General features: G+C 34.5%; 20 protein-coding genes. 12 read left to right on the forward strand and 8 right to left on the reverse strand.

The features are described from left to right. A complete protein-coding gene (ahpF, locus tag COO03_RS02730; RefSeq protein ID WP_097894940.1) occupies positions 1-1,527 on the reverse strand; it encodes an alkyl hydroperoxide reductase subunit F in 1,527 nt (508 codons plus the stop codon). Between the two features lie 14 nt (positions 1,528-1,541). Continuing rightward, positions 1,542-2,105, reverse strand: coding sequence for an alkyl hydroperoxide reductase subunit C (gene ahpC, locus COO03_RS02735; protein ID WP_097894941.1), 564 nt, complete (start codon positions 2,103-2,105; stop codon positions 1,542-1,544). A 432-nt stretch (positions 2,106-2,537) separates the two neighbouring features. Between ahpC and COO03_RS02740 the strand changes: the two genes are divergently transcribed. The 3 genes from COO03_RS02740 to COO03_RS02750 all read left to right on the forward strand — a co-directional run bounded on the left by COO03_RS02740 (position 2,538) and on the right by COO03_RS02750 (position 5,639). Continuing rightward, entirely contained in the window at positions 2,538-3,473 is a 936-nt protein-coding gene (locus tag COO03_RS02740) for a TcaA NTF2-like domain-containing protein (protein WP_097963280.1), read from the forward strand. Positions 3,474-3,663: 190 nt separating this feature from the next. Beyond that, entirely contained in the window at positions 3,664-4,140 is a 477-nt protein-coding gene (locus tag COO03_RS02745; protein WP_097894962.1) for a hypothetical protein, read from the forward strand. Between the two features lie 416 nt (positions 4,141-4,556). Further along, positions 4,557-5,639: an S-layer homology domain-containing protein gene (locus tag COO03_RS02750; RefSeq protein WP_097894943.1), complete on the forward strand. Its 1,083-nt coding sequence runs from the start codon at positions 4,557-4,559 to the stop codon at positions 5,637-5,639. Between the two features lie 276 nt (positions 5,640-5,915). On the opposite strand, the gene COO03_RS02755 is transcribed toward COO03_RS02750, so the two are convergent. After that, entirely contained in the window at positions 5,916-6,284 is a 369-nt protein-coding gene (locus tag COO03_RS02755; RefSeq protein ID WP_097894944.1) for a hypothetical protein, read from the reverse strand. A 191-nt stretch (positions 6,285-6,475) separates the two neighbouring features. Here COO03_RS02755 and COO03_RS02760 point away from each other — a divergent pair, with 191 nt between their 5' ends. From COO03_RS02760 to COO03_RS02780, 5 genes are all read left to right on the forward strand, one after another. Beyond that, the gene (locus tag COO03_RS02760) at positions 6,476-6,715 is read left to right on the forward strand and encodes a helix-turn-helix domain-containing protein (RefSeq protein ID WP_097894945.1); all 240 of its coding nucleotides are present in this window, start codon (positions 6,476-6,478) and stop codon (positions 6,713-6,715) included. 435 nt (positions 6,716-7,150) lie between these two features. Next, positions 7,151-8,377 carry an ATP-binding protein gene (locus COO03_RS02765; protein WP_097894946.1) on the forward strand — a complete coding sequence of 409 codons (1,227 nt, stop codon included), beginning with the start codon at positions 7,151-7,153 and terminating at the stop codon, positions 8,375-8,377. A gap of 320 nt (positions 8,378-8,697) precedes the next feature. After that, positions 8,698-9,081: a hypothetical protein gene (locus COO03_RS02770; protein WP_097894947.1), complete on the forward strand. Its 384-nt coding sequence runs from the start codon at positions 8,698-8,700 to the stop codon at positions 9,079-9,081. Positions 9,082-9,297: 216 nt separating this feature from the next. Further along, positions 9,298-10,416, forward strand: a complete 1,119-nt coding sequence (locus COO03_RS02775) for a PRK06851 family protein (RefSeq protein ID WP_170958165.1) — start codon at positions 9,298-9,300, stop codon at positions 10,414-10,416. A 289-nt stretch (positions 10,417-10,705) separates the two neighbouring features. Continuing rightward, positions 10,706-11,488, forward strand: a complete 783-nt coding sequence (locus COO03_RS02780) for a nucleotidyltransferase domain-containing protein (protein ID WP_097894949.1) — start codon at positions 10,706-10,708, stop codon at positions 11,486-11,488. Between the two features lie 57 nt (positions 11,489-11,545). Here the strand turns inward: COO03_RS02780 and COO03_RS02785 are convergent, their stop codons facing one another. Next, positions 11,546-13,072, reverse strand: coding sequence for an FAD-dependent oxidoreductase (locus COO03_RS02785; protein ID WP_097894950.1), 1,527 nt, complete (start codon positions 13,070-13,072; stop codon positions 11,546-11,548). 579 nt (positions 13,073-13,651) lie between these two features. On the opposite strand from COO03_RS02785, the gene COO03_RS02790 reads away from it, so the two are divergent. Next, positions 13,652-14,734, forward strand: a complete 1,083-nt coding sequence (locus COO03_RS02790; protein WP_097894951.1) for a fatty acid desaturase family protein — start codon at positions 13,652-13,654, stop codon at positions 14,732-14,734. Between the two features lie 130 nt (positions 14,735-14,864). Here the strand turns inward: COO03_RS02790 and COO03_RS02795 are convergent, their stop codons facing one another. The 3 genes from COO03_RS02795 to COO03_RS02805 form a co-directional block, all read right to left on the reverse strand. Beyond that, complete coding sequence (locus COO03_RS02795; protein WP_097894952.1) at positions 14,865-15,557, reverse strand: amino acid ABC transporter permease; 693 nt, start codon at positions 15,555-15,557, stop codon at positions 14,865-14,867. Positions 15,558-15,669: 112 nt separating this feature from the next. Next, on the reverse strand, positions 15,670-16,464 hold the full coding sequence (locus COO03_RS02800) for an ABC transporter substrate-binding protein (protein WP_097894953.1): 795 nt from the start codon (positions 16,462-16,464) through the stop codon (positions 15,670-15,672). Between the two features lie 112 nt (positions 16,465-16,576). Then, positions 16,577-17,299, reverse strand: a complete 723-nt coding sequence (locus COO03_RS02805; RefSeq protein WP_097894954.1) for an amino acid ABC transporter ATP-binding protein — start codon at positions 17,297-17,299, stop codon at positions 16,577-16,579. 269 nt (positions 17,300-17,568) lie between these two features. On the opposite strand from COO03_RS02805, the gene COO03_RS02810 reads away from it, so the two are divergent. Both COO03_RS02810 and COO03_RS28090 read left to right on the forward strand, forming a co-directional pair. Beyond that, complete coding sequence (locus tag COO03_RS02810) at positions 17,569-18,861, forward strand: methyl-accepting chemotaxis protein (protein WP_097894955.1); 1,293 nt, start codon at positions 17,569-17,571, stop codon at positions 18,859-18,861. A gap of 154 nt (positions 18,862-19,015) precedes the next feature. After that, the gene (locus tag COO03_RS28090) at positions 19,016-19,354 is read left to right on the forward strand and encodes an IS3 family transposase (RefSeq protein ID WP_170958166.1); all 339 of its coding nucleotides are present in this window, start codon (positions 19,016-19,018) and stop codon (positions 19,352-19,354) included. Between the two features lie 681 nt (positions 19,355-20,035). On the opposite strand, the gene COO03_RS02820 is transcribed toward COO03_RS28090, so the two are convergent. Further along, positions 20,036-22,273 (reverse strand): toxin Cry1Ac domain D-VI-related protein, encoded by a 2,238-nt coding sequence (locus COO03_RS02820; protein ID WP_097894957.1) that lies wholly within the window; start codon positions 22,271-22,273, stop codon positions 20,036-20,038. 603 nt (positions 22,274-22,876) lie between these two features. On the opposite strand from COO03_RS02820, the gene COO03_RS02825 reads away from it, so the two are divergent. Beyond that, on the forward strand, positions 22,877-23,347 hold the full coding sequence (locus COO03_RS02825; RefSeq protein ID WP_230322562.1) for a hypothetical protein: 471 nt from the start codon (positions 22,877-22,879) through the stop codon (positions 23,345-23,347). Positions 23,348-23,480: the final 133 nt, after the last annotated feature.

Consider the following 23,480-nt stretch of genomic DNA (forward strand, 5'->3'; position numbering starts at 1 on the left):
TTAATTTCGGATTAGATAATCAAATGCACCTAAAGCTGCATTAGCACCTGATCCCATAGAAATGATGATTTGTTTGTACGGATTATTTGTACAGTCACCTGCAGCAAACACTCCCGGTACGTTTGTAGCACCGTGCTTGTCTGTTACGATCTCACCACGAACACGTTCAACAGTGTCGCCTAACCAATCTGTGTTTGGCACAAGACCGATTTGAACGAATACACCTTGAAGTTCAATATGATGAACTGCTTCTGTTTCACGGTCAATGTAAGAAATACCGTTTACTGTGTCAGTACCAGTAATTTCTTTCGTTTGAACGTTCTTTAGAACAGTTACGTTAGGAAGACTGTAAAGGCGTTCTTGTAATACAGCATCAGCCTTTAGTTCTGGCATGAACTCAAGAACAGTTACGTGTTTTACGATTCCTGCTAAATCAATTGCTGCTTCAATACCAGAGTTACCGCCGCCGATAACTGCTACGTGTTTTCCTGTAAACAATGGACCGTCACAGTGAGGGCAGTATGCTACACCTTTGTTTTTGAACTCAGCTTCACCTGGTACGCCAACATTGCGCCAACGAGCACCTGTTGAAACGATTACGCTCTTACTTTTTAGAACAGCGCCGTTTTCAAGTTCCACTTCAATAAGTTCTTTCTTTTCTAAACGTTTTGCACGTTGTAAATTCATTACATCAATGTCGTATTCTTTTACGTGTTCTTCAAGGCTTGCTACTAGCTTAGGGCCTTCAGTGCGTTTTACGCTGATGAAGTTCTCAATGCCCATAGTATCCATCACTTGACCACCGAAGCGCTCAGCAACGATACCTGTGCGGATGCCTTTACGTGCTGCATAAATTGCTGCACTTGCACCAGCTGGGCCACCGCCAACAACAAGAACATCGTATGGATCTTTATCAGAGAACTCTGATGCATCAGGACCGTTACCCATTTTAGCTAGAATTTCTTCAAGTGTCATACGACCACTGCCGAAGGATTCGCCGTTTAGGTAAACAGTTGGTACTGCCATGATGTCTTTGTTTTCTACTTCTTCTTTGAATGCAGCACCGTCAATCATAGTATGTGTAATACCAGGATTAAGAACGCTCATTACGTTAAGTGCCTGCACAACATCTGGACAGTTATGACAGCTCAGGCTGATGTAAGATTCAAAATGATATTCACCTTGAATATTTTTTACTTGATCAATTACTTTTTGTTCAACTTTAGGAGCTCTTCCACTAACTTGTAGTAAAGCTAACACTAATGAAGTGAATTCATGTCCTAGAGGGATACCAGCAAAAGTTACTCCAGTGTCTTCGCCAGTGCGATTCACACTAAAGCTTGGCGTTCTCTCTAATTGTGTTTTTTCTACCTTAATTTTGGATGACATTGTAGCTAATTCATCAACTAGAGCTAACATGTCTTTAGATACGTCATCGGATCCTGCGCTAACTTTAAGTAGCACATCGTTCTCCATCAGTTGAAGGTACTGGGCTAATTGTGCTTTTATATCTGCATCTAGTATCATTTTGATCGCACTCCTTAGATTTTACCTACAAGATCAAGGCTTGGTTTAAGTGTTGCAGAACCTTCTTTCCATTTAGCCGGGCAAACTTCGCCTGGATTGTTGCGAACGTATTGTGCCGCTTTAATTTTGTTAACAAGGATGCTTGCATCACGGCCGATACCGTCTGCATTGATTTCCATAGATTGGATAACGCCGTCTGGGTCGATGATGAATGTACCACGAGCAGCAAGACCTTCTGATTCAACTAATACGTTGAAGTTGCTAGTGATTGTGCGAGTAGGGTCACCAATCATAATGTATTCGATTTTACCGATAGTTTCTGAGCTATCATGCCATGCTTTATGTGTGAAGTGAGTGTCTGTAGATACAGAGTATACTTCAACGCCTAGCTCTTTTAAAGCCCCGTATTGGTTTTGTAAATCTTCAAGTTCAGTTGGGCATACGAATGTGAAATCTGCTGGATAGAAGCAAACTACGCTCCATTTTCCTTTGAAACTTTCGTCAGTAACTTGGATAAACTCTCCATTATGATAAGCGTTAGCTGTAAACGGTTTTACTTCTGTGCCGATTAATAACATATTAAAATTCCTCCTAAATGTAAGTTATGAGTAGCAAAAATTATCTTGCTCATAAAGTAAAGTTTCTAATTAACTATAATAATTCTAATTCAATATTTATTATCATATAAAATTGTTTATTTTGTCAAGGGAAATGTACAACTTTATTGAAATTAATTATCAATTGCTTAGAAATGTAAGGTTCTTTACCTTTTAAAGCTTCACTTTATGTAAGAGATAAGCATGGATAAAATATAAAAAGGAGTAATCAACTGAATTTGTTGGATTACTCCTTTTCATAGTATGCAAAATTCTTGTGCGGCATTTAAATATTTAAATTATAAAACTATATAATCTAATATATAATTTATATAGATGATTCGCTATTTTTGTAGTGGCTAGTTCTTTATTAAAGAGAAGAAAAATGGAGTTATAAATAATAAGGAGGAAGTTTTGGTTAAAAAATGTCTATTTATATTGTTGGTTATAGTAATTTCAGTGGGAGGCTATGTCGCGTATAAACACTATTTTTATCAGGAAACTGATTCGAAAATTAATAAGGAGAGCCAAAAGATTATATATATCATTTCTAATGCTACAGATGAAATTGCAAAGGGTGCCCCTGTCCGGAGTGAACGAGGCCCCATTTCTAGAGAAGACTATGAACTCATTTTAAGCTTTTGTCGAAATTATGAGAAATTGCTATCAGATGAGATTGATCCTAATAAACACGGATATACAGAATCTGAACAACAGTTGGTCAAGTATGTAATAAAACTTCTTACAACATATAATATAATGAATCAGCAGTTTATTCGTGGGGACAGACCTTTTGCTCCTACAATTATGAAAGGTTTATATGAGGACTTAGACAAGGCCCCGATGTATTTATATCCTGAGTCCCAAGGAGAGCTAAAAAAGGAGCCAAAGAAACAGGAGGAGCAGATAACACCGGTTGAAAAAGAACAGGAGAAAGAAGATTTCTCAGAAAATAACTCTAAAATAGATGAGTCTGCTAAGGAAGAAGTATCAGAAGATGAAATTCGAGCTTTTATGGAGAAATATGCAGATGCCGGAATGAAAGCAATTAGGAAAAATGATTTTTCATATATAAAAGATTTTTTAGAACCGAAAGGAAAAGCATACCTAGAAAGTAAAAAATATATTAAGTATATAAATGATAAAAATATTTCAGAGACATTATTAACATATCAAGTAGACAGTATTAAGCCGATTAACAAAACAGAATATATAGTAACTGCTTATGAAGAGTATGGAATTACATACGGAGATGGTACTACTAAAATTAAAAGTTTTAACAATCAGTATAAAATTAAGTTATTAGAAAATGGAAAACTGGTGGTAAGTGAGCTTTTGAAGGAGCGTTAATGAAATGGGATATTCCTTCTTTGACTCATAATTTTGCATTAAAATATTATGCTTACTATATAGACACCTATTTCAAATCTAGTGTCGAAACTGAATTAAGTTAAGTTCATAAGAAAATAATGCATTAATTTGAAGTAATGGTGAATAAGAGTATATCGATTCAAATAAGAAATTTAGGGGGAATCATGTGTTGAATAAATATAGTTTGAAAGAATTAAATAAACTACAGGTAGGGCGTTACGGAGAATATCTTACAAAAATGGAGTTTACACTTTATGGATTTGATGTTTATACATCTGAAGTTGATGATAAAGCAATTGATTTTATAATAAGAAAAGATGGGAAATATTACGATATTCAGGTTAAAACTTGTAGAGAATTAGGTTACGTATTTTTACAGAAACATGTTTTTTCACTTAGGGATAATTTATTTGTTGCACTAGTTTTACTGAATGAAGGAAAAGAGGCTGATTTTTATCTTATACCTTCAAAAGTATGGGAGAGCCCGAACGGTACTTTTGTTAGTCGTGACTATGAAAAAGAAGGGCAGAAGAGTAAGCCGGAGTGGGGGATAAATTTATCAAGGAAGAACTTACCAGGGCTAGAGCAGTATCGTTTTGAAAAAAATTTGTCAAAGATATTTTCAAAAGCCATTGAAACAGTATAAAAGTGTAAACAAAATGATTGTAGTTTAATGATTCTGTTACAATAATAAACCCTTTGGAACAAACCTATCAGTATTAGTTAGAAGTATACACTGTTGCATAAATAGCCATCAAAATTGTTTTCTCAATTTTGATGGCTATTTATTAGTAGCTTGAATTTTATTTTTCAGAAAAATATTATGCTTACTATTATAGATGTATCAATGTCTTCTTTTAAATAGAAATGAATATTTGTTATCTAGATATTATGATTAAATTTCACACAGAATACTAAAATTAGAATTTATATACATACTATAAAATTTATGGTAAATAACCATTGTTCACATGTTAGAATTACAATGTAGGAGTTTATTTACATTAGATGTGTAATAAGGTTATTTAATAAATTTAAAATAAACAGGGGAGGTTTTCACAAATGGGGAGCAAAACAAGTAAAGCTAAAAAAATTGTGGGATTAGTAGTAACCGCAGCGCTAGCAACTACAATGATGGTAGGCACAGCAAATGCACAAACAACTACGAAAGCAGATGGCTATAAGGTAGGTGGCAATGAGGACACTGTATTTACAGATGTACCAAAGAACCACTGGTCAAAAGATGCTATTGACTACTTAGCAGCAGCAGGGATTTTTAAGGGGTATGGAAATGGAAAATTTGGTTTTGGGGACAATGTTACTAGAGGACAGGTAGCTTCTTTAGTCAATCGGCATTTAGGTTTAATAGCAGACGATGAACAGGGGAGTATGTTTAGTGATACTACAAATCATATGTTTGAAGAGGATATCCAAGCCATTGCGCAAGCTGGAATTATGACAGGTGATGGAACAGGGACATTTCGTCCAGATGATGTATTAACTCGGTATGAGATGGCAGTAGTATTACAAAGAGCATTTCATTTAGAATCCAAAGGACAAGGGAACTTTAAAGATGTACCACAAGGTCATTGGGCGTATGAATCTGTAAATGCGCTGCGTAGTAACCGTATAGCACAAGGTGACGAGGCTGGTAATTTTAATGGCAACATGCTTGTGAAGCGTGAGCAGTATGCACAATTTTTCTATAATACAATAGCAAAGAACACATCTTATAATTTCAAAATCAACACAAAACAAGAACTGAAACAAGTGCTAGCAACAGCTTTAAAGGATGGGAAGTTTGGCCCCTTTGACTTAGATGTACTGGGAAAAGATATATCTGAGGTGAAAAAAGAATTTGGGGCACCTGATGTGTGGAAGGAAGCAGTATGCACAGAATGTGATGCACCTAATACAGCAGGATATGGAGATTATAATCTTGATATGTATCCTTCGAAAGTTAGATATGTATGGGTAAAAATGGACATTCCTATCGAGGAATTAAAAGAGTGGTTTGGTGAACCCGATGGAATTGAAGAAGGTATGAATAGTGTGGCCTTTGTATATAATCGAGGAAGTTATTCTCTTCATTTCAGCTTTTCTGATGGTTTTATTCAACGCGTTGATATGTTGAAAAATGAATAGTTAATAAGTTACAAGAAATATAAATGATGAAATAAGGAATTTCTCTAGTAATATATTAAACACCCAGTTACCTTTCAGCCTTTATAAAAAAGGGAAGTAAGCTGGGTGTTTTCCTTTTGCTATGTTTTTTATCATTTTTTATAACACCAGTTTCATAAGTTCACGTCTTGTTACTATATTTTTGAAAAAAGAGGATACGAAGACGTGAACATTTTATTTGTGAATCTTTCTAGAGACCAAGTAGTTTGTGTTACGGTTATCCCGGCGTTTGGCAAATTATGCGGTCCCTTTTGCACGCTGATCAGGAAATTGTATATTTTGTATGGAAGCAATATATTGTTTCCCATGCTTTCTAGCCAAAGATTCTAGTATGTGACGCACGCGTTTTGTAAGATGGCCTTGATTTTGTAATGCTATGCAGTATGCATCATAGTAGGCATATTTAGCCCAAAGGAAATCATCTTGTTGGAATAAGAAATGATTTTTATACCATTCTCCAATTGTGTGATAGTTTCCGTCTTCATTGGCAACTTTTGTTTGCTCAAGAATTCTTTCTGGTAAAGCTTTAGTTAGATGAGAAGCTGTTTGTTCTGTTTCAGCTCGTAATGATTTTTCTAGCATTGTAATGATTTGACGAGTCGCCATGTGTTAACTCTCCTTTGTGTAGATGGGGAAATACCATCTGTATTAAAAAAACACTTACTATATTATTATACAATATTTGGAATGCATCCACCTGCTTTTTGATTTGTATTTACAAAATCTTTTTATTTTGTTTACAAAAGTAGCCTATAATAAAGTAAGATGAATGATGTATATGAAAAAATAATAAAGGGATGAAAGCATTGTATATAACGATAGAAGAGGCTGCTGAATATTTAAATCTTCCGAAGTCGTATATTGAAGAATTAGTTCAGCAAAAACGCATCCGTGCTGTGTATGATGGTGAACAATATTTGTTAAATAAAGAACAGTTCAATACACATCTAGAGCAGATGGAAAAATATAAACAATTAGTAGAAGAAATATTAAATGAACCAATTCCAGAAGATATGGATGTTAAGGATGAAGATTAAACTTTATCCCGCATGAACGGGCAGTAATACTCCCACCCAAAAATTGGGAGAAAGCATTGTCCAGCTCTANNTTTTCTAAAGAAGTTAGGTGGGAGATAAACGGCCCGTAAAAGCCTGATTGGTGAAGGCTAATAGTCAGTGGGGATGAAAAAACTTCACTGATTAAAGTTTCATTTTATGAGGAATCATTTTTAAAATCCCGTTTTAAGGTATGTAGAAAAGGTATCTTAAAACGGGATTTTTTATATTAGTATAATAAGAAACTATGAAAAAACCGAACGGGAGGAAAAGGATTTTAGAGAAGAGAAATTCTTCCTTAAAGTAATGGTATAATGTAGAAGAGTGTCATATTGTCCTGAAAGCAATTCCTTAATGATAATTTAAAGAGTTAATAAGCGTAATGTGTTTTTGTATTGATTAAAAGGAGTATGTAATATGAACAAATTTAAAAGCTTGATTCAAGAGGAAAAAGAAGCTTTAAAGGTATTTTTATTATTATTCTATATCATATTCTTTTTATATGACATTATATATTATTTCGTATATCCTGCAATGAATATAAGTGAAGCGAAGATAGGATGGCCAGAAGGTGGATTAGGAATAGGTATATACATATTCCTAATCTTGTTATTCCCTATTTCAATATATTTTCAAAAACGAGGTCACATTTATTTTGTAAAGTATTTATTTTTAATTGGATATATGTTCATTGATCTCATTGATAATTTAATGATCTATTTACAAACAGATCGAGTATTTGAGAATGGAAATATGGTAGAGATATTTTTAATCTTGTTTTCACCGATATTTGTAAATAAAAAGTATTTTTATTTAGTCTCTTTTAGTGTAATTGGAAAGTATGCGTTTTTTTCATTATTACTACAAGATGTAAAAGTTATTATTCCACTCGTTTTGTGCATCTTTTTTTCCATCATTTCACATTCTTTATTAAAAAGATTTCAGTCCTACGTTATGACAGTAATGGAAATGTTGAATAATGTAAAACAAACAGAAAACCTTGCATTAATTGGAACAATGTCCACAACAATTGCTCATGAAATTCGAAATCCATTAACAGCGTTAAAAGGTTTTACTCAAATTCAAAAAGAGCGGAATCCAGATGATGAGATGAGTTATGAGATTATGTTACAAGAAATTGAGAGGATTAATGAGTTTGTTAGTGAATTGATGTTACTAGGAAAGCCAAAACCTCAAAACTATGAATGGTGTAACATGCAAGAGATTTTGTTATATGTTGTTCGATTGATGGAAAATTATGCAATCCAATATAATGTCAAAATTCATGTGCAAACAGATGGAGATTTGCCCACTATAAATGGTGATGAAAAACAATTAAAACAAGTATTATTAAATATTTTAAAAAATGGGATTGAGTCAATGTTAGAAGGTGGGAATCTCAAAATTCATGCATATAAAGCAACGGAAGGAAATCTGTGCATTTGTATTGAGGATCAAGGATGCGGTATGGATAACGAGAAAATAAAGAAGCTTGGCAAAGCGTTTTATACGACAAAGGAAAATGGTACAGGGCTCGGTTTAATGATTACATATAAAATTATTGAGGAACATCAAGGGAATATTAATATTCAAAGTAACATTGGCATAGGTACAAAAGTAGAAATAACTTTGCCAACGATATAGATTTTAGAAACAAGAGCACTTTTCTGAAAAGTGCTCTTGTTGTGTAAATATAAACATTTTATGAAATGTTTTAAGAATGCTTTTTTTTATAAAACACTTAGTTTATAATGGTGGAGGAAAATATCGACATGCAGCTGATTGCTCATGTAACGGTTTGTTGTTTTATGTATACATCAATTAAAAAANNTAGCAGGGATTTAGATGTCGAAAAATTAAAATGGATTTATATAGTTTGTACAAATGTGTAGGTTTACTTGAATTAAAAAAGGGGTGCACACGCATCCTTTTTTCTATGCTGATATTATGAAAGAGGTGGTATGATGGAATTAACATTAAATTCGACTGTATGTTTGCACACGATTCAATTTCGAAAAGATCAACAGAATTATATTGTAAAAGATACAATTACAGGAGAAAAATATGAAATGCCGCCACTTTGTATTGATGCACTTGCAATGATGCGTGACGGTTTTTTATTGGGCGAAATTGAAGAAAAGTTACGAGAAGAATATCCAAAGGAAGAAGTAAACATTCTAGAATTTACGAGGCAATTGTTAGACCTAGAGCTTGTTGGAATGGTGGATGGAGAAGAGATTATTTGTACGAAAAAGAGAGATAAAGATTATTTCGCTTGGATTCGTCCGCGGGTTGAACAGCTTTTTCTTAATTTAAACAGAAAATATCGAAGTAAAGGTCAAAGATGATCTTTGCTTTTTATTTTTGTCTTAAGAGATATGGTAGAGAGCAATTAGAGGTCTCTGTCTCGCTCGATAAGAAATATATTTAGTTTTTAAATTAAGAATTTTTCGTTATTTGAATTGTGATTCATTTCCTTTTTCATTGCAGGGATGAAAATAGGTATTCACCCAATGGAAAATGTTTGCATATTGTAGCTTATGTAAATACTTTGCTGCAAAGGAGTGGGTGCAGTGACAGGAAAAATTCTAAATTACTATGCCGGTGGAAATACAGCTAGGGGTTTTTACAGTTTATATGAAGAATGCTTAAGCGGGCTAGACAGACTGTTTATTTTGAAAGGTGGCCCGGGTACTGGGAAATCATCATTGATGAAAGTCATAGGGCGCGAGTGGACTGAGAAAGGATATGATATTGAATTCTTACATTGCTCTTCTGATAATAAATCGATTGATGGTGTTATTATTCCGAAATTAAAAGTTGGAATTGTAGATGGAACACCGCCGCATGTGATTGAACCAAAGATGCCTGGAGTTGTAGAAGAATACGTAAATTTAGGAACTGCGTGGGATACGGGGAAATTACAGAAACATAAAGATGAGATTGCTCGGTACATCTCAGAAGCGAGCAGGGCATTTCAATCCGCATATGTTTGTTTTAAAGAGGCTTTAGTGATACATGATGAGTGGGAGAAAATTTATATTGATAATATTGATTTTCAAAAGGCAAATGAATTAACGAATCAGCTTATACAAAAGCTATTTGTTGATACTAAGGGGGAAAAAGCAGTTGTAAAGCACCGTTTCTTAGGTGCAGCGACACCAAAAGGTGCGGTGGACTTTGTCCCCAATTTAACAGATGGTATCCCGCATCGCTATTTTATAAAAGGGCGTCCGGGGTCTGGAAAATCAACGATGTTAAAAAAATTGGCGGCGGCAGCAGAAGAAAAAGGTTTCGATGTTGAGGTATATCATTGTGGATTCGATCCGAATAGTCTCGATATGATTATTGTAAGAGAATTAGGGTTTGCAATTTTTGATAGTACCTCGCCACATGAATATTTTCCAAGTAGAGATGGTGATGAGATTATTGATATGTATGATCTCATTGTTACGCCAGGAACAGATAAAAAATATGCTAAGGAGATTCGCGATGTTTCCATTCAATATAAAACAAAAATGAATGAGGCAATGTCCTTCTTAGCAAAAGCAAAAGCAGTGCGAGATAAGTTAGAACGGATTTATGTTGCTGCTATGGATTTTTCGAAGGTAGATGAGTATAAAAAAGAAATACAAAGAGAATTTGAGCGAATTGCACAGGTTGTTGCTCAGAAGCAAAAATAGCGGATTTTTAGGCTGTCAGGAAAATCCTGACAGCTGTTTTGGGATGTATATAAATCGATTTTAATTTTTCGATATCTACATCCCTGTTATGCAGAATGAAAAGTAACCTAGACTCTTTACTTCGCATGTGGCAGAAAAGGGACCTGACCGATTCTATGCATGAATAGATGCTCTCTCCCAACTAAAAAGAGGGGTTTATGTCGTTTTTTTAATTGATGTATATATAGTAGAGTTTTCATTATAGTTGTCGAATTTCCAGGGAAATGATCAGAAAATGAGGGTGATACATATGAGAGACAAAATTCAAGTCGAATTAGAGAGAATTGAGAAAGAGAATGATGTGAAGATTTTATTTGCAGTAGAATCAGGAAGTCGTGCATGGGGGTTTCCATCGAAAGATAGCGATTATGATGTTAGGTTTGTCTATATCCATCAGGTAGAGTGGTATTTATCCATCGATGAGAAGCGGGATGTTATTGAATATCCAATTAGTGATGTGTTAGATATAAGTGGCTGGGATATTAGAAAAGCACTGCAGCTATTTGCAAAGTCGAATCCAGCGTTATTAGAATGGATTCGCTCTCCAATCTTTTATTCTAAAAGCTCAGATTTGCCCGAACGTTTACAGAAAATGAGCGAAAATCATTTTAATCCAAAATCTACAATTTACCACTACTTACATATGGCCTCAAAGAACTATCGTGAATTTCTACAAGACGAGAATGTGAGGCTGAAAAAGTATTTCTATGTGTTGCGCCCTATTTTAGCGTGCAAATGGTTAGAAGAGAGAGGAACACTGCCACCTGTAGAGTTTGAAAGTTTAATTACGGAGTTACCCTTAGAACATAGAATTTTAGATAAAATTAAACATTTACTCAGAAAGAAAAAGGCGGGTGTTGAACTGGATGCTAGTCCGAAAATCGCGGGATTAAATCAATTTTTAGAGGAGCAGATAGCGTACTATCAAGAATACGCGAAGGGAATGGAAAAAGGAATAGGGATAGATGTTGAGAAGCTGAATGTTTTGTTTCGGGACCTGTTATTTGAAATAAGTAGAAAAGAGCACAGATAGATCGGTGCTCTTTTTGTTTAAATTAATTTGTATTCGTCAATTGCAAATTATAGGATACTATTCTCCGTCAACCCGCTTTAACGGCTCATCGGCAGGTCCTTCAATTACATCTCCATCAATTGAAAATCGTGATCCATGACAAGGGCAATCCCATGTACAATCACCGTTATTCCATTCCACTTCACAGCCAAGGTGTGTACAGGTTGTATCGACAATATGTAGTTTACCTTCATCATCTTTATACGCGCCTGCACGTTTACCATGAACGCTTACAACAGCACCTTCACCATTTTCAAGTTCTTCCGGTGTACGAAGAGCAAACTCTAGTTTTCCTTCAATTAAATGCTTCGCTACATCAAGGTTTTGAGAAACAAATGTTTTCACGTCTGGTTCAGCATGGAATCGTGATGGAGCAAATAACTCTTTATAAGGACTATTTATTTTTGTGATAGAAGCAGTTAAGAGCTGTGCTGCAGCGGTTCCGGTTGTCATTCCCCATTTACGATATCCAGTTGCAACGAATATGTTTGGATTGCTTTCATTGATGTGTCCGATGTAAGGAAGTTTGTCTAAAGTGATTAAATCCTGTGCTGACCATCTATAAGGAATTTCATCTATTCCAAATGTTTCTTCGGCAAAGGAATGTAGTGCCTCATAATGAAGCATCGTGTTGATTCCCTGTCCCGTTTTATGACTTTCTCCACCAACAAGAATGAGTTTTTCTCCATTTACTGTTGTATATCGTAAGGAACGTTTAGGATCATCGATACTTATATACATGCCTCCGGGATAATCTTTTTTTGCTTTTATTGCAAGTACGTAAGAGCGATCTGCATACATTCTTGCAAAGAAAAAGCTATTTGCATCATAGAACGGGAAATGAGAACAAGAGACAATATACTCACATGTGATGCGATGGCCATCTTTTGTAATCACTTGTGGATATGATCCCTTTTCAACATCGATTGCAGTTGTATGCTCATAAATTGTGCCGCCCATTTCAATAAATTGCTCAACAAGCTTTTGTAAATAACGAAGAGGATGGAACTGGGCTTGTTTTTTCATAACGAGTGCAGCTTGGATTGAAATAGGAAGCGGAATGGATTCGACGTAGTCACAAGGAATATTTAGTTTTTTATAGGCTTCGTATTCGTTTGTTAACTTCTGCAATCCCTCGGTACACGTTGTATACAAATAGGCATCTTCTTCCGTAAAATCACATTCAATATTATGTGCTTGCACTGTTTCTTTTATAAATTGTAGGGCCTTGTCGTTTGCTTCATAGTATAGACGGGCATTTTCTGTTCCGAAATGATTCATTAATTCATCGTAGATGAGGTCGTGTTGTGCAGTGATTTTTGCAGTCGTATGTCCAGTTGTTCCATTTAAAATATTTCCAGAATCGATTAAAACAACTTTTTTTCCCTCTTTAGCAAGTAAATAAGCGGTTGTAATACCTGTAATGCCAGCGCCAATAATGACGACTTCTGTTTTTATATTTTCAGATAGATTGGGAAAAGTAGGTAATGAAGTGGACTCGATCCAGTAGGGGTTTGGAAGTTTAGGAAACGAATTATTTGTCATCATGTAGCCCTCCTAATTTAGAACAATTTTCCTCTTAACTTTCCCTATTTATGTAAAATTTATGTAGATTATTTTTAATGCAAGGGAGTGGAACGATATAAAATAAAATATTATTTTAATATAATTTTATCTCCTGTTTTATTAAGAAGGAATTTTTGTGTGAAGGAATATTAAGAAGAATTAATTTGCCTCATATAGACGCTATCTCTTGATAAAAGAAGGGCTTGAGTTATGTGAAAGTATTTATATATATAATGGATAAAACCTTGTGAAATCTATGTTTTTTCTTTAGTGAAATAAGATATCATTATGAAAATACAACCACATTTTATTACTAGGTCATAAAAGTTATTGACAATGTGGAAAGTCTATTGATATGATTCAACATGTGGAAAGGTTGATAAAGAGTAAAAAGAGAAATGTTTTTCATTGATAATAAAAGCGGAAATAAGTGACGATAGAGTGAGTATGTTTTACTTATGATAAATGCTTTTTTGGGATTACCTAGTAGTATCAATCTGGAAACAAGAATTGATGTATGCAATTTGCGTAAACGCGGCATAAGAAGGGGGCAAAAAGATGAAGGAGCTTCATACGTTTGGGTGGTATGCAGCACGTGTATCACCGCACTTGCCAAAAAAAGCACTTAAACCAGTTCCAACTCGTTTATTTGGTGGACTGGCTTATTTACTTGTGGCAGTAGCTGGATTAGTAACGATCGGTGTATTCGAATTAAATGTGTGGGCAAATCTAGGGATTGCGATTGTTCTCGGTTTATGTTTTGCCTCACTTGGATTTTTAGGGCATGAAATTTTACACGGAACGGTTGTAAGAAAAGCCTGGCTTCGTGATGTGTTAGGGGCGATTGCATTTCTGCCATTGTCTACAGGACCGAAGCTTTGGAGAAAGTGGCATAATGCGACACACCATGTTCATACGCAACATGAAGAACACGATCCAGATGCATGGCCAACTTTTGAAAAACTCAAAAAGAGTAAATTTTTAAGATGGGTGTATCGTCTGCCGCTTCATGTACGTTCTTTCTTTAGTTTTCTGTCACTAACAATTCAATTTACATTACATTCAACTCGAATGTTCTTTCATTTTATAAAAGAATTTAAGTCATCGAATCAAAAATCTGTATGGCTTCAGCTTCTTTTGCCATGGACAGTGTGGATTAGTCTATTGTTTATTATGGGACCTGCAAAGTGGTTGTTTGCGTATGTGATTCCATTATTAATTGCTAACTTTATTGTAATGGCATATATTGCAACGAACCATCGTTTAAATCCAATTGTTCCTGTGAATGATCCGTTAGCAAACTGTTTATCTGTAACAGTGCCGCGCTGGGTAGATGTGTTGCATTTCAATTTCTCATATCATACAGAACATCATTTGTTCCCTGCTATGAGTTCGAAGTACTATCCATTAGTAAAAGAAAAGATTAAAGAAATGTGGCCGGAACGTTATCATGAGATGCCGATGACGAAAGCATTGGCAACGCTTTGGAAAACACCTCGTGTGTACTATCAAGGTAGTGAATTAATTGATCCGCATAAAGAGCATTTCTACGGTTCTTTAGGAAATGGATTAGACCCTGAGAATATCTCATATCGTGAGGAACATATAGAAGAAGAGCCTATTAAAAAAGTAAATCCATGATTGTGGATAGATTAATTAGAAACATTCAAAAAAGCAAGCTACTTTGTTGGTAGCTTGCTTTTTTTTATCCCGCTATTTATGGATAGTAATCAGTGGGGATGAAGAAAACCCCGCTGATTAAAGCTTCACTTTATAATGAGACTGCCTTTTCTTTCTTGTTATGAACTTGCACAGAGTTACTTTGTTTACGTCCAAGTCTTTTTTCTAAGAGATTAACAAAATAAGTAAATAATAGAACAAGCGCAAGATAGTAGATACCTACGACAATGTATGTTTCTAATTGCTGGAAATTACCCGCAGCTATTGATAAACCTGATCCCCACAATTCTGACATACCGACATAGGCAACAAGTGAAGAATCTTTCAATCCAATAATAAATTGATTTCCTAGGGGAGGTATAGAAAGACGGAATGCTTGTGGTAAAATAATACGACGCATAGCCAGTGGATACGACATTCCTAAGGAACGAGCAGCCTCTAATTGTCCGCGATCGACGGACTGAATAGAACCGCGGAAAATTTCTGTAATATATGCACCGTTATGAATAGCTAAAGCAATTGCTCCCGCCCAAAAAGGTGTAAAGACAACGACAGAAGTAATGCCAAAGTAGAGAATGGCGATTTGTACAATTAAAGGTGTGCCGCGGATCACAGCAATATAAACGTGGGCAATGCTATTTAAGACTTTATTGTTCGAAATACGAAAAAAAGCAAATAATAGACCAATTAATGAACCGAGTAGCAAAGAAGTTAGGGTTAATTGTAATGTTATGACAACAGCTTTTAGAAGTGTAGGATAGGTAGAGATAAAAATTTCAATCATTCGTTTCACCTCATATTAGTTGAGTTTTAGGATGGATGCAAATGCCCCACAGCTTATGTGGGGCATCGCTTACTTATTAAACATGTTTTTGACTGCCTTAGGAGAGAATATTTTATTTTGTTTTCACTTCTTCTCCAAGAATATTACGACCAAACCATTTCTTACTAATCTTTTCATAAGTACCATCTTTAATAATTTCATCTAATGCTTTATTAACCTTTTTCACCATGTCTTTATCATCTTTACGAATAGCGATTCCCATCTCATCAAGATTTAACGGCTTTCCAGCTTCTTTTATATTTGATTTTCCTTCTTTTATCATACGAAGACCAACCATTTGATCAGTAATTACTGCATCTACCCGGCCAGGCTCTAAATCCATAAGTGCAGTAATATCACTATCATATTCTGTAATCTGATCCGTATATTTTGTAACAAGTTCCTTAAATGTACTTGCTTTTACAACACCTATTTTTTTCCCTTTTAAGTCCTCTGGTGAAGAGATAGAATTGTTCTTTTTCGAAACAAAGATTTGTGCGCCAGAGCGATAGTATGGATTTGTAAAGTTAACAGCTTTTAATCGTTCTTCTGTAATCGCCATACTTCCTAATATCACATCATACTTTTTTGCTTTAAGACCTTGAATTAATGTTTCCCAAGGATTTGTAACTGGGACGGGTTTCATCCCCATTTTTTTTGCAAGAGCCTCGCCAATCTCAACATCAAAACCTACAAGTTTTCCATCATTCTCTTTATAGTTAAATGGTTTATATAATCCACTCATTGCATAGCGGAATTCTTTCTCACCATTTGTCGAAGTTGTACTACTTTCTTTACTACAGGCTCCAAGTATGAAAGACATGCATAGTGTAATTGCTGCAACAACAGTTAATAATTTCTTTCTCATAAAACCCCTCCTATATATTTATCCTGTACATACGGGCAGCTTCAAATATGATATGGGAATTTTCTATAGATAGGGTGCTTAACTGACCCGCATGAGTTGACATAAGGTCGTATTATAAAACGTTTCGTAAAAATTGTTTTGCTCTTTCGTTTGATGGGGCAGAAAAAAATTGTTCTGGTGGAGCATTTTCTACAATCTGCCCATTGTCCATAAAGATGACTCGGTCTGCTACATCTCGTGCAAAGCTCATTTCATGGGTAACGATTACCATTGTCATGCCTTCACCAGCGAGTTCTTTCATAACTTGTAATACTTCCCCAACAAGTTCAGGATCAAGCGCTGAAGTAGGCTCGTCAAATAGCATAATTTTCGGATTCATTGCAAGCGCACGTGCAATTGCAACGCGTTGCTTTTGGCCACCAGATAAGAGGTGTGGCGTGACGTTTGCTTTGTCTTGTAATCCAACTTTTTGTAGTAGGTTGTTTCCAGTTTCTTTGGCTTTTGCTTTGTCCATTTTTTTTACATGAATAGGTGCTTCTATGATGTTTTCTAATGAGGTCATATGAGGAAAGAGGTTGAAATGTTGAAATACCATTCCAACGTTTTCGCGGACTTTGTTTAAATCTGTACTTTTTGGATTAATCCGTTCCCCTTGTAATCGAATTTCACCTTCATCGTACATTTCTAAAAAGTTAAGACAGCGGAGTAAAGTGCTTTTACCAGAACCGCTGGCACCAATTAAAACAACAACTTCTTTTTCTTTTACTTCTAAATTAATACCTTTTAAAACGTCTAATGAACCAAATGATTTTACTAGATTTTGGACTTGAATCATACAAAACCCCCAGTCGAAAATAGATTTTACAAATGTTGCCCCTTATTTCTGTTATTAGTCATAAATTGTCAGAATCCTCTATTTTTTTATGAGTTTAGATATTGTGTAGTGAATTTTGTCTTGTAAGTTCGTTATATTTCTTTTGTTTTTAATTGTGAGGATACTGATTTGTAAAATATTTTAGAAATCTTTATATCTTTCTATAGTGAAAATATGGATAATAATATATAGGTAGTATTTATAGGGTTTAAAGGGGGAGGAATGAGAACATGGAAAAAGAAAAGAAAACATTTTCCTTTGGTTTACGTATGCAGCTTATGCTATTTACGACAATCTTAGCTTTAATTACTTATTCGACAAGTTTATTTTTTATTTATGTGATGTATGATTATTTTCAAGGTTATGTAAGCCAAACCGTTTATAATATCGTTGTTATGCTGTTAGGAGTAATATGGTCAGGAATCTTAGCGTATTTTGCAGCAATTTTTTTAATCAAGCCTCTTCATAGACTTGAGGAAGCGGCACATAAGGCTGCTGAGGGTGACATTCGCGAAAATGTGCCATTACGGAAAACAGACGATGAAATCAGGTCGTTGAGTGTTGCATTTAATATGATGTTAGGAAATTTACGAGCAATGGTAAAAAATATCGATACCACGTTCTCACATACAAATACGCAAGTGCAACAAATTAGAAAACAAACAAGTGAAGCAACGAAGCAGGCACAAGTTGTATCTGAGACACTAACTGAAATTTCTTCAGGTGCAGAGCAATCAGCAGCATCCATTCAAACGATTGTTTCTACTGTTGATACAACAACTTCTATTGCTAGTGAAGTGGAAGAAAAAGCGAAACAATCTGATCAATTGTCTTCAGAAATGGTACAAGCGTTGGGGGAGAGTACTCGTGTATTTGTTTCGCTTATTCAAGGTATCCAAACGTTAGCAAAAGAAAATGAACAATCTATGCAAAATGTACAGAAACTAGAAGAGCGGATGAAACAAGTAGAACATATTGTTTCTGTAGTAAGCGAAATTGCAAGCCAAACCAATTTACTAGCACTAAATGCATCAATTGAAGCGGCTCGTGCCGGAGAACATGGCAGAGGCTTTGCAGTTGTGGCAGAAGAGGTTCGAAAACTTGCTGATGAGAGTGATAGCTCAGCACGAAATATATCACAATTACTTTGTGATATGCAAAATGAAGTACAACAAGTGGCGTTACAAATGACAGAACAAGTGAACACTGCAAAAGAGGAAGCCAAGCGTGGTGAAGCAACAGAGTTAATTTTAAAAGAAATGTCATCAAGCATTATGGAAGTAGCAGATGCGACTCAAAAGATTAGTAGTTATATGAACGAACAAGTGAATCATATTCATCAAACTGGTGCACAAACAAAAGAAGTGGCAGCAATTGCTGAGGAGACATCAGCGGGTTCGCAGGAAGTAGCTCGTGTAACGATGCAGCAATCTGAGAATATGGTAGCAATTGATCAACTATTAAAAGAATTAGAGAATCAAGCAACAGAGTTAAAACAAACAATTGAACGGTTTATGGTATAAAGAGAAGGAAGAACAGTTTGAAATGTACCCTTTGTAAAGGACATTAGAAAAAGACTATGCTACATCAAGAAGATGATTTCTGTATTGTGGTATTAGCCCCTCATAGTAGACAGTTGAAAGAAAGTTACTGTTTATCTATAGAGGGAATTTTTTTGTGGAGAAAAATGGTAGTTTTAGTTATCCAAGAGTGTGTACATGGCTCAAAAAGTATTGTGGTTTACAGATAAATCATAAAAGAGTGTACCGATTAATGAAGAAGATGGGGATACAAGCTAAGATTCGAAAGAAAAAGTGGAGACATTTTGGCTTAAAAGAACAATGCGTCGTATCGGAAAATCTTTTAAACAGAGAGTTTTCAGCCACCAAACCAAATGAAAAATGGGTTATAGATATAACCTACCTTACTTTTAACAATACATGTATGTATCTTTTCATTAATTTAAAAAATAGTTATTGCTTTTGGGAATCAATTTCGATTAAGCTAAGTGTATAAGGGAAATGTTAGATAAATCCATTTTATCTTTTCTACATATTAGTCGCTGCTATGTGGCATACAACATGATCTGCACTTACTTGCTCCTTTTGTTTAAAACTCGACATGTGGCAGGAAAAGGTCTTGACTGCTTCTATGCATGGCCAGATGCTCTTGTCCTCCCCTAAAAAAATCCTGCACTCACATCCCTTACATGAAAATGGGTTTATCACACCTAAAACCTTTCTATACTGAATAGTAATGATGGATAGCCGAGTACGTACTTCTTTATGGTGGGTAAAACCCTGACCTAAAAACTGTAAGAGAGAGATTGGTGCACATTCCTTTGTTTGACAGAAGATTCTTTTTCTGATTACGTACAGAAAAATGTTGATTTTCCGTGTCTCTCTACTATCCATGAACGGCATTTATTGAATACTCAAAATTACTAGCATAGACCAGTTTCCAATTTCATATACACAAACTACTGAAAAAATACCTAAAGAACAGTAGTCTTCTTTCTTATTGTCTTTTTGCGTGTTTCACACGTAAAAAGAAGATCTAGATTTATTGTTAAAAACTTAAAATGTACCCTGAATCAAATTATTTTCACAGAAAGAAAGGGGTTTTTCTGTCGTTTTTTTTAACTTATATATGAATGAAAGAAAAGGATAGTTAGCTTAACTAACTACCCTTTCAAATTTATATAACCTTTATTGTAATCTCTTTAAAATATAACCCATCAGCAGAACTAATTGTTACTTTTGTAGTACCTCTGCCTTTAATTTTCATATTTAAAATACCTGCTTCTGCCTGTTCTGGGACAATTGTTGTTTCAAGAACGTCGCGATTTGAAACGGTAACTTGTGCATCTTTTAAAGTATAGTCAAAGTCAAAATCAATAGATGGTTGACGATTATTATTTCTATATAATGTGGAAACGGTTATATTTTCTGTATCCGTTACATCTTTACTTGAGAATGGTTTTGTATACCAAATAATATTAGAGAAATTGACTGGAATTCTGCTTAATAATTTTGTACGACCAGGGCTATCAGGTAGCTTTGTGAGTTCTATTTTTACTTTTTCAATATCAGAGTGCGTGATACCTGGTTTAACAGGAGATCCGATTCCATTTGTAAATAAAGTTTCTAACAACTTTTGAGCAGTTTGTAGTTCTGAGAAAAGTTGTTGCGCTTTTTCAATTTCTTTTAATAGAGTTGTTTTGTCACTAGAATTAATAAGTTGATCAACTTTCGCTTTGGCGGCATCAATGTTAGCTTGTTTAATATCAGCTTTTAACGTTTTATGATCATTGGCGGTGAATAAATCGTTAACAGCTTTTTGAGCATCTTGTAGTTTAAAAGCCTGCGCAGCTTTAAATAGATTTTGAGCTTTTTCAATCTCTTTTACTAAAGATGTTTTGTCATTGTTGCTAGGAAGTTGGTCAACTTTTTCTTTTGCAGAATCGATATTAGCTTGTGTAATATTGTCGTTTAATGCCGTATGATAGTCGTCTTTAAAGAGTTTATTTACAACATTACGAGCTTCATTTAATGAGTTTAATAGATTTTGAGCTTTTTCAATTTCTTTTCCTAAAGCATCTTTATCTTTTTGATCTGATACAAGTTGTACTTTTTGCTTAGCTTCTTCAATATTTTTTTCAGTAATTCCATTGTTTAATGCGATATGATTTTTATCTAAGAAAAGATTATCAACTGCTTTTTGCGCATTGCTTAATGTTGTTGCTTCACGTTCTTTCAGAAGGCGCTCAGCATTTTGGATATGATTTAATAAATCTGTTTTGTTTTGATTGTTAGGAAGTTTCATTACTTTTTCTTTAGCAGCAGTAATGCTTTGTTGTGTAGTTTCTTCCCCTAATTTAGAGTAACTATCGTCTGCAAAAAGCCCACTTACAGTGCTGCGTGCATCATTTAGTGAGTTTAATAGACTTTGAGCTTGCTCGAGTTCTTTGTCTAATTGATGTTTATGCTTGGCGTCAGGAAGTTGCATGACTTTCTCTTTTGCAGAATCGATTTCTTTTTGAGAAATATGTGCCTGTAATGTAGTGTGCTTTTTATCTGCAAATAGGCTGTCCACAGCTTTTTGCGCTTTTGTGATAAGATCATGACTTACTGTAATACCAACCCGTGCATCTTGTTTCACTTGTGTATCTCCATAGTTACCAAAGTAAGATGCTACGCTATAAATAAGTTTCCTATCTTCAGCATCTTCTGGAACGACGAATTCCTTCTGAACAGTTGCTTCTTCTCCAGGTGATAAAATCTTGTCAGGACCAAGATCAGCATATTCTTGGTACATACCAAGGTGCCAATCAGAACCCCAAACGTTCGTTAAATCACGATTACCAGTATTTTTAATTTTATAAGTATAAGTTATTTTTTCTCCAGGTGTGACAACCTCTTTATTCGTTGACACGTGTAATGAAATTTCAGGTTTTACCGCATCTACAGTAATAGATGTTTTTGCTGTTGTTTTGATTTGTTTTCCATCAGCAGTACCATATACATTAGCTATACTTCGAAATGTTTTCCCTTCAGGTACATCCTTCGGAATGGTGTATTTTCTAGTAAGTATGACTGTTTCTCCTGGTCCAAAAGCGTTATCATCACCTAAATCAAAATATCCTTGCAGCATATTCACATGCCAATCTGCAATCCACACATCTGTAATTACTTTATTTGTTGCATTTGTAAGTTTGTACTGATACGTAATCGTTTCACCTGGCATAGGAGTAGGATTACTTGGAGTGACTTGTAAGATCATCTGACCAATTTGTTCTTCACTGCTCATCGTAGTTTTAGCGTTTGTGTTTTCTGCTGCGGAAGCTTCGGGTACAATTGGAGCTGCTAATACAGATAAACATAATAGCGATGTAGCTACCTTTCGCCCTCTTTTTTTCTTATGCGGTTCCTGCATGGAAAACCCTCCTTAAAAATGTTATTTTTTACAAAAATTAACTCGAAAACAACTGTATAACATTTCAATATAAAAATCAAACAAGCATTTTTTGAAAAATAAGTGAATTTATAAAATTTTAATTATTCGTATCTTATGCGAGTAAGTGCATAGATAGAGATGGAAGAAATTTATAAAAAATGTATTTAACAATGAAAAAGGTATGAAAAATTATCTCGTATTCATAGATGGTAGTAAGATATTCGCTAATGTAAATTCATTGTATAAAATTTTTAACAAAAAAAATTTATCAACCCTTATATTTACATTTTTGTAAAAACAAGGGTTGAAGTTTTGAAGTAAACAAGATAACCTAGTGGATGTGTATAAAGATATTTAATTATATTGAAAAATTATACATTTATAAGTTTACAGAATTTCCCTGTTCATCTCAAGCTATTTATATATTTAACACTATCTCGATAGTGTTAAATATATAAACGATAGTTATAAAAAGGAGGAAGCTTTATAAGAGTTCGTTTGTTATGTGTTTTGAGAAAAAGAATAGCATGTTCATTACAATATTTGTTCATTGTAATTCAAAATGGTGAAAGGAGAGGAAATATGCTGAATAAATTTTTTGTTGGAATCGGGATCGGTTGTTTATTGTTAAGTACAGTAGCGGGATGTTCAAATAAACAAGATGTAAATAAACAAGAGCAAAGTAAAGAGGAGACAAAGGTAGTTTTTCCAAAAGGAGCTAAGGAAACAGGGAAAATTAATATGAAACTGATTACAAATAATGAACAGCAGAATGAAGAAGCAGTTCCAGTTTTAAAGGTGGATCCTAAATTAGAATTAGCGCAAGTTCAAGTAGAATTAGAAGGTTTAAGTGAAAAAGAAAGTGCTTATATATTTGTGGATAAAAAATATATTACAAAAGAAGAGGCAGCAAAAGTATTTTCAACGTTTATTAATTTAGAAGGTGATTTATTGAAAAAAGGAGAGCATACAGTTTCTATTGCCCAGTTTAAAGATAATGATCTGAAAAAAGCAGTAACAAGTTATAAAGAAGTGAAGTTTAAAATCGAATAATTTAATTATAACAATATAAAAAGGGGTTAGCAAGTATATAAATCTTTTTAGGTAAACGAGAGATTTGGTTATGTATAGAAGCGTTTAGATCCCTTTTTTACTATATGTAACGATTGAAATAATTGTCTTTTGT

The sequence above is a fragment of the Bacillus sp. AFS098217 genome (assembly GCF_002551815.1).
In the GTDB taxonomy this organism is placed as follows: Bacteria; Bacillota; Bacilli; order Bacillales; family Bacillaceae_G; genus Bacillus_A.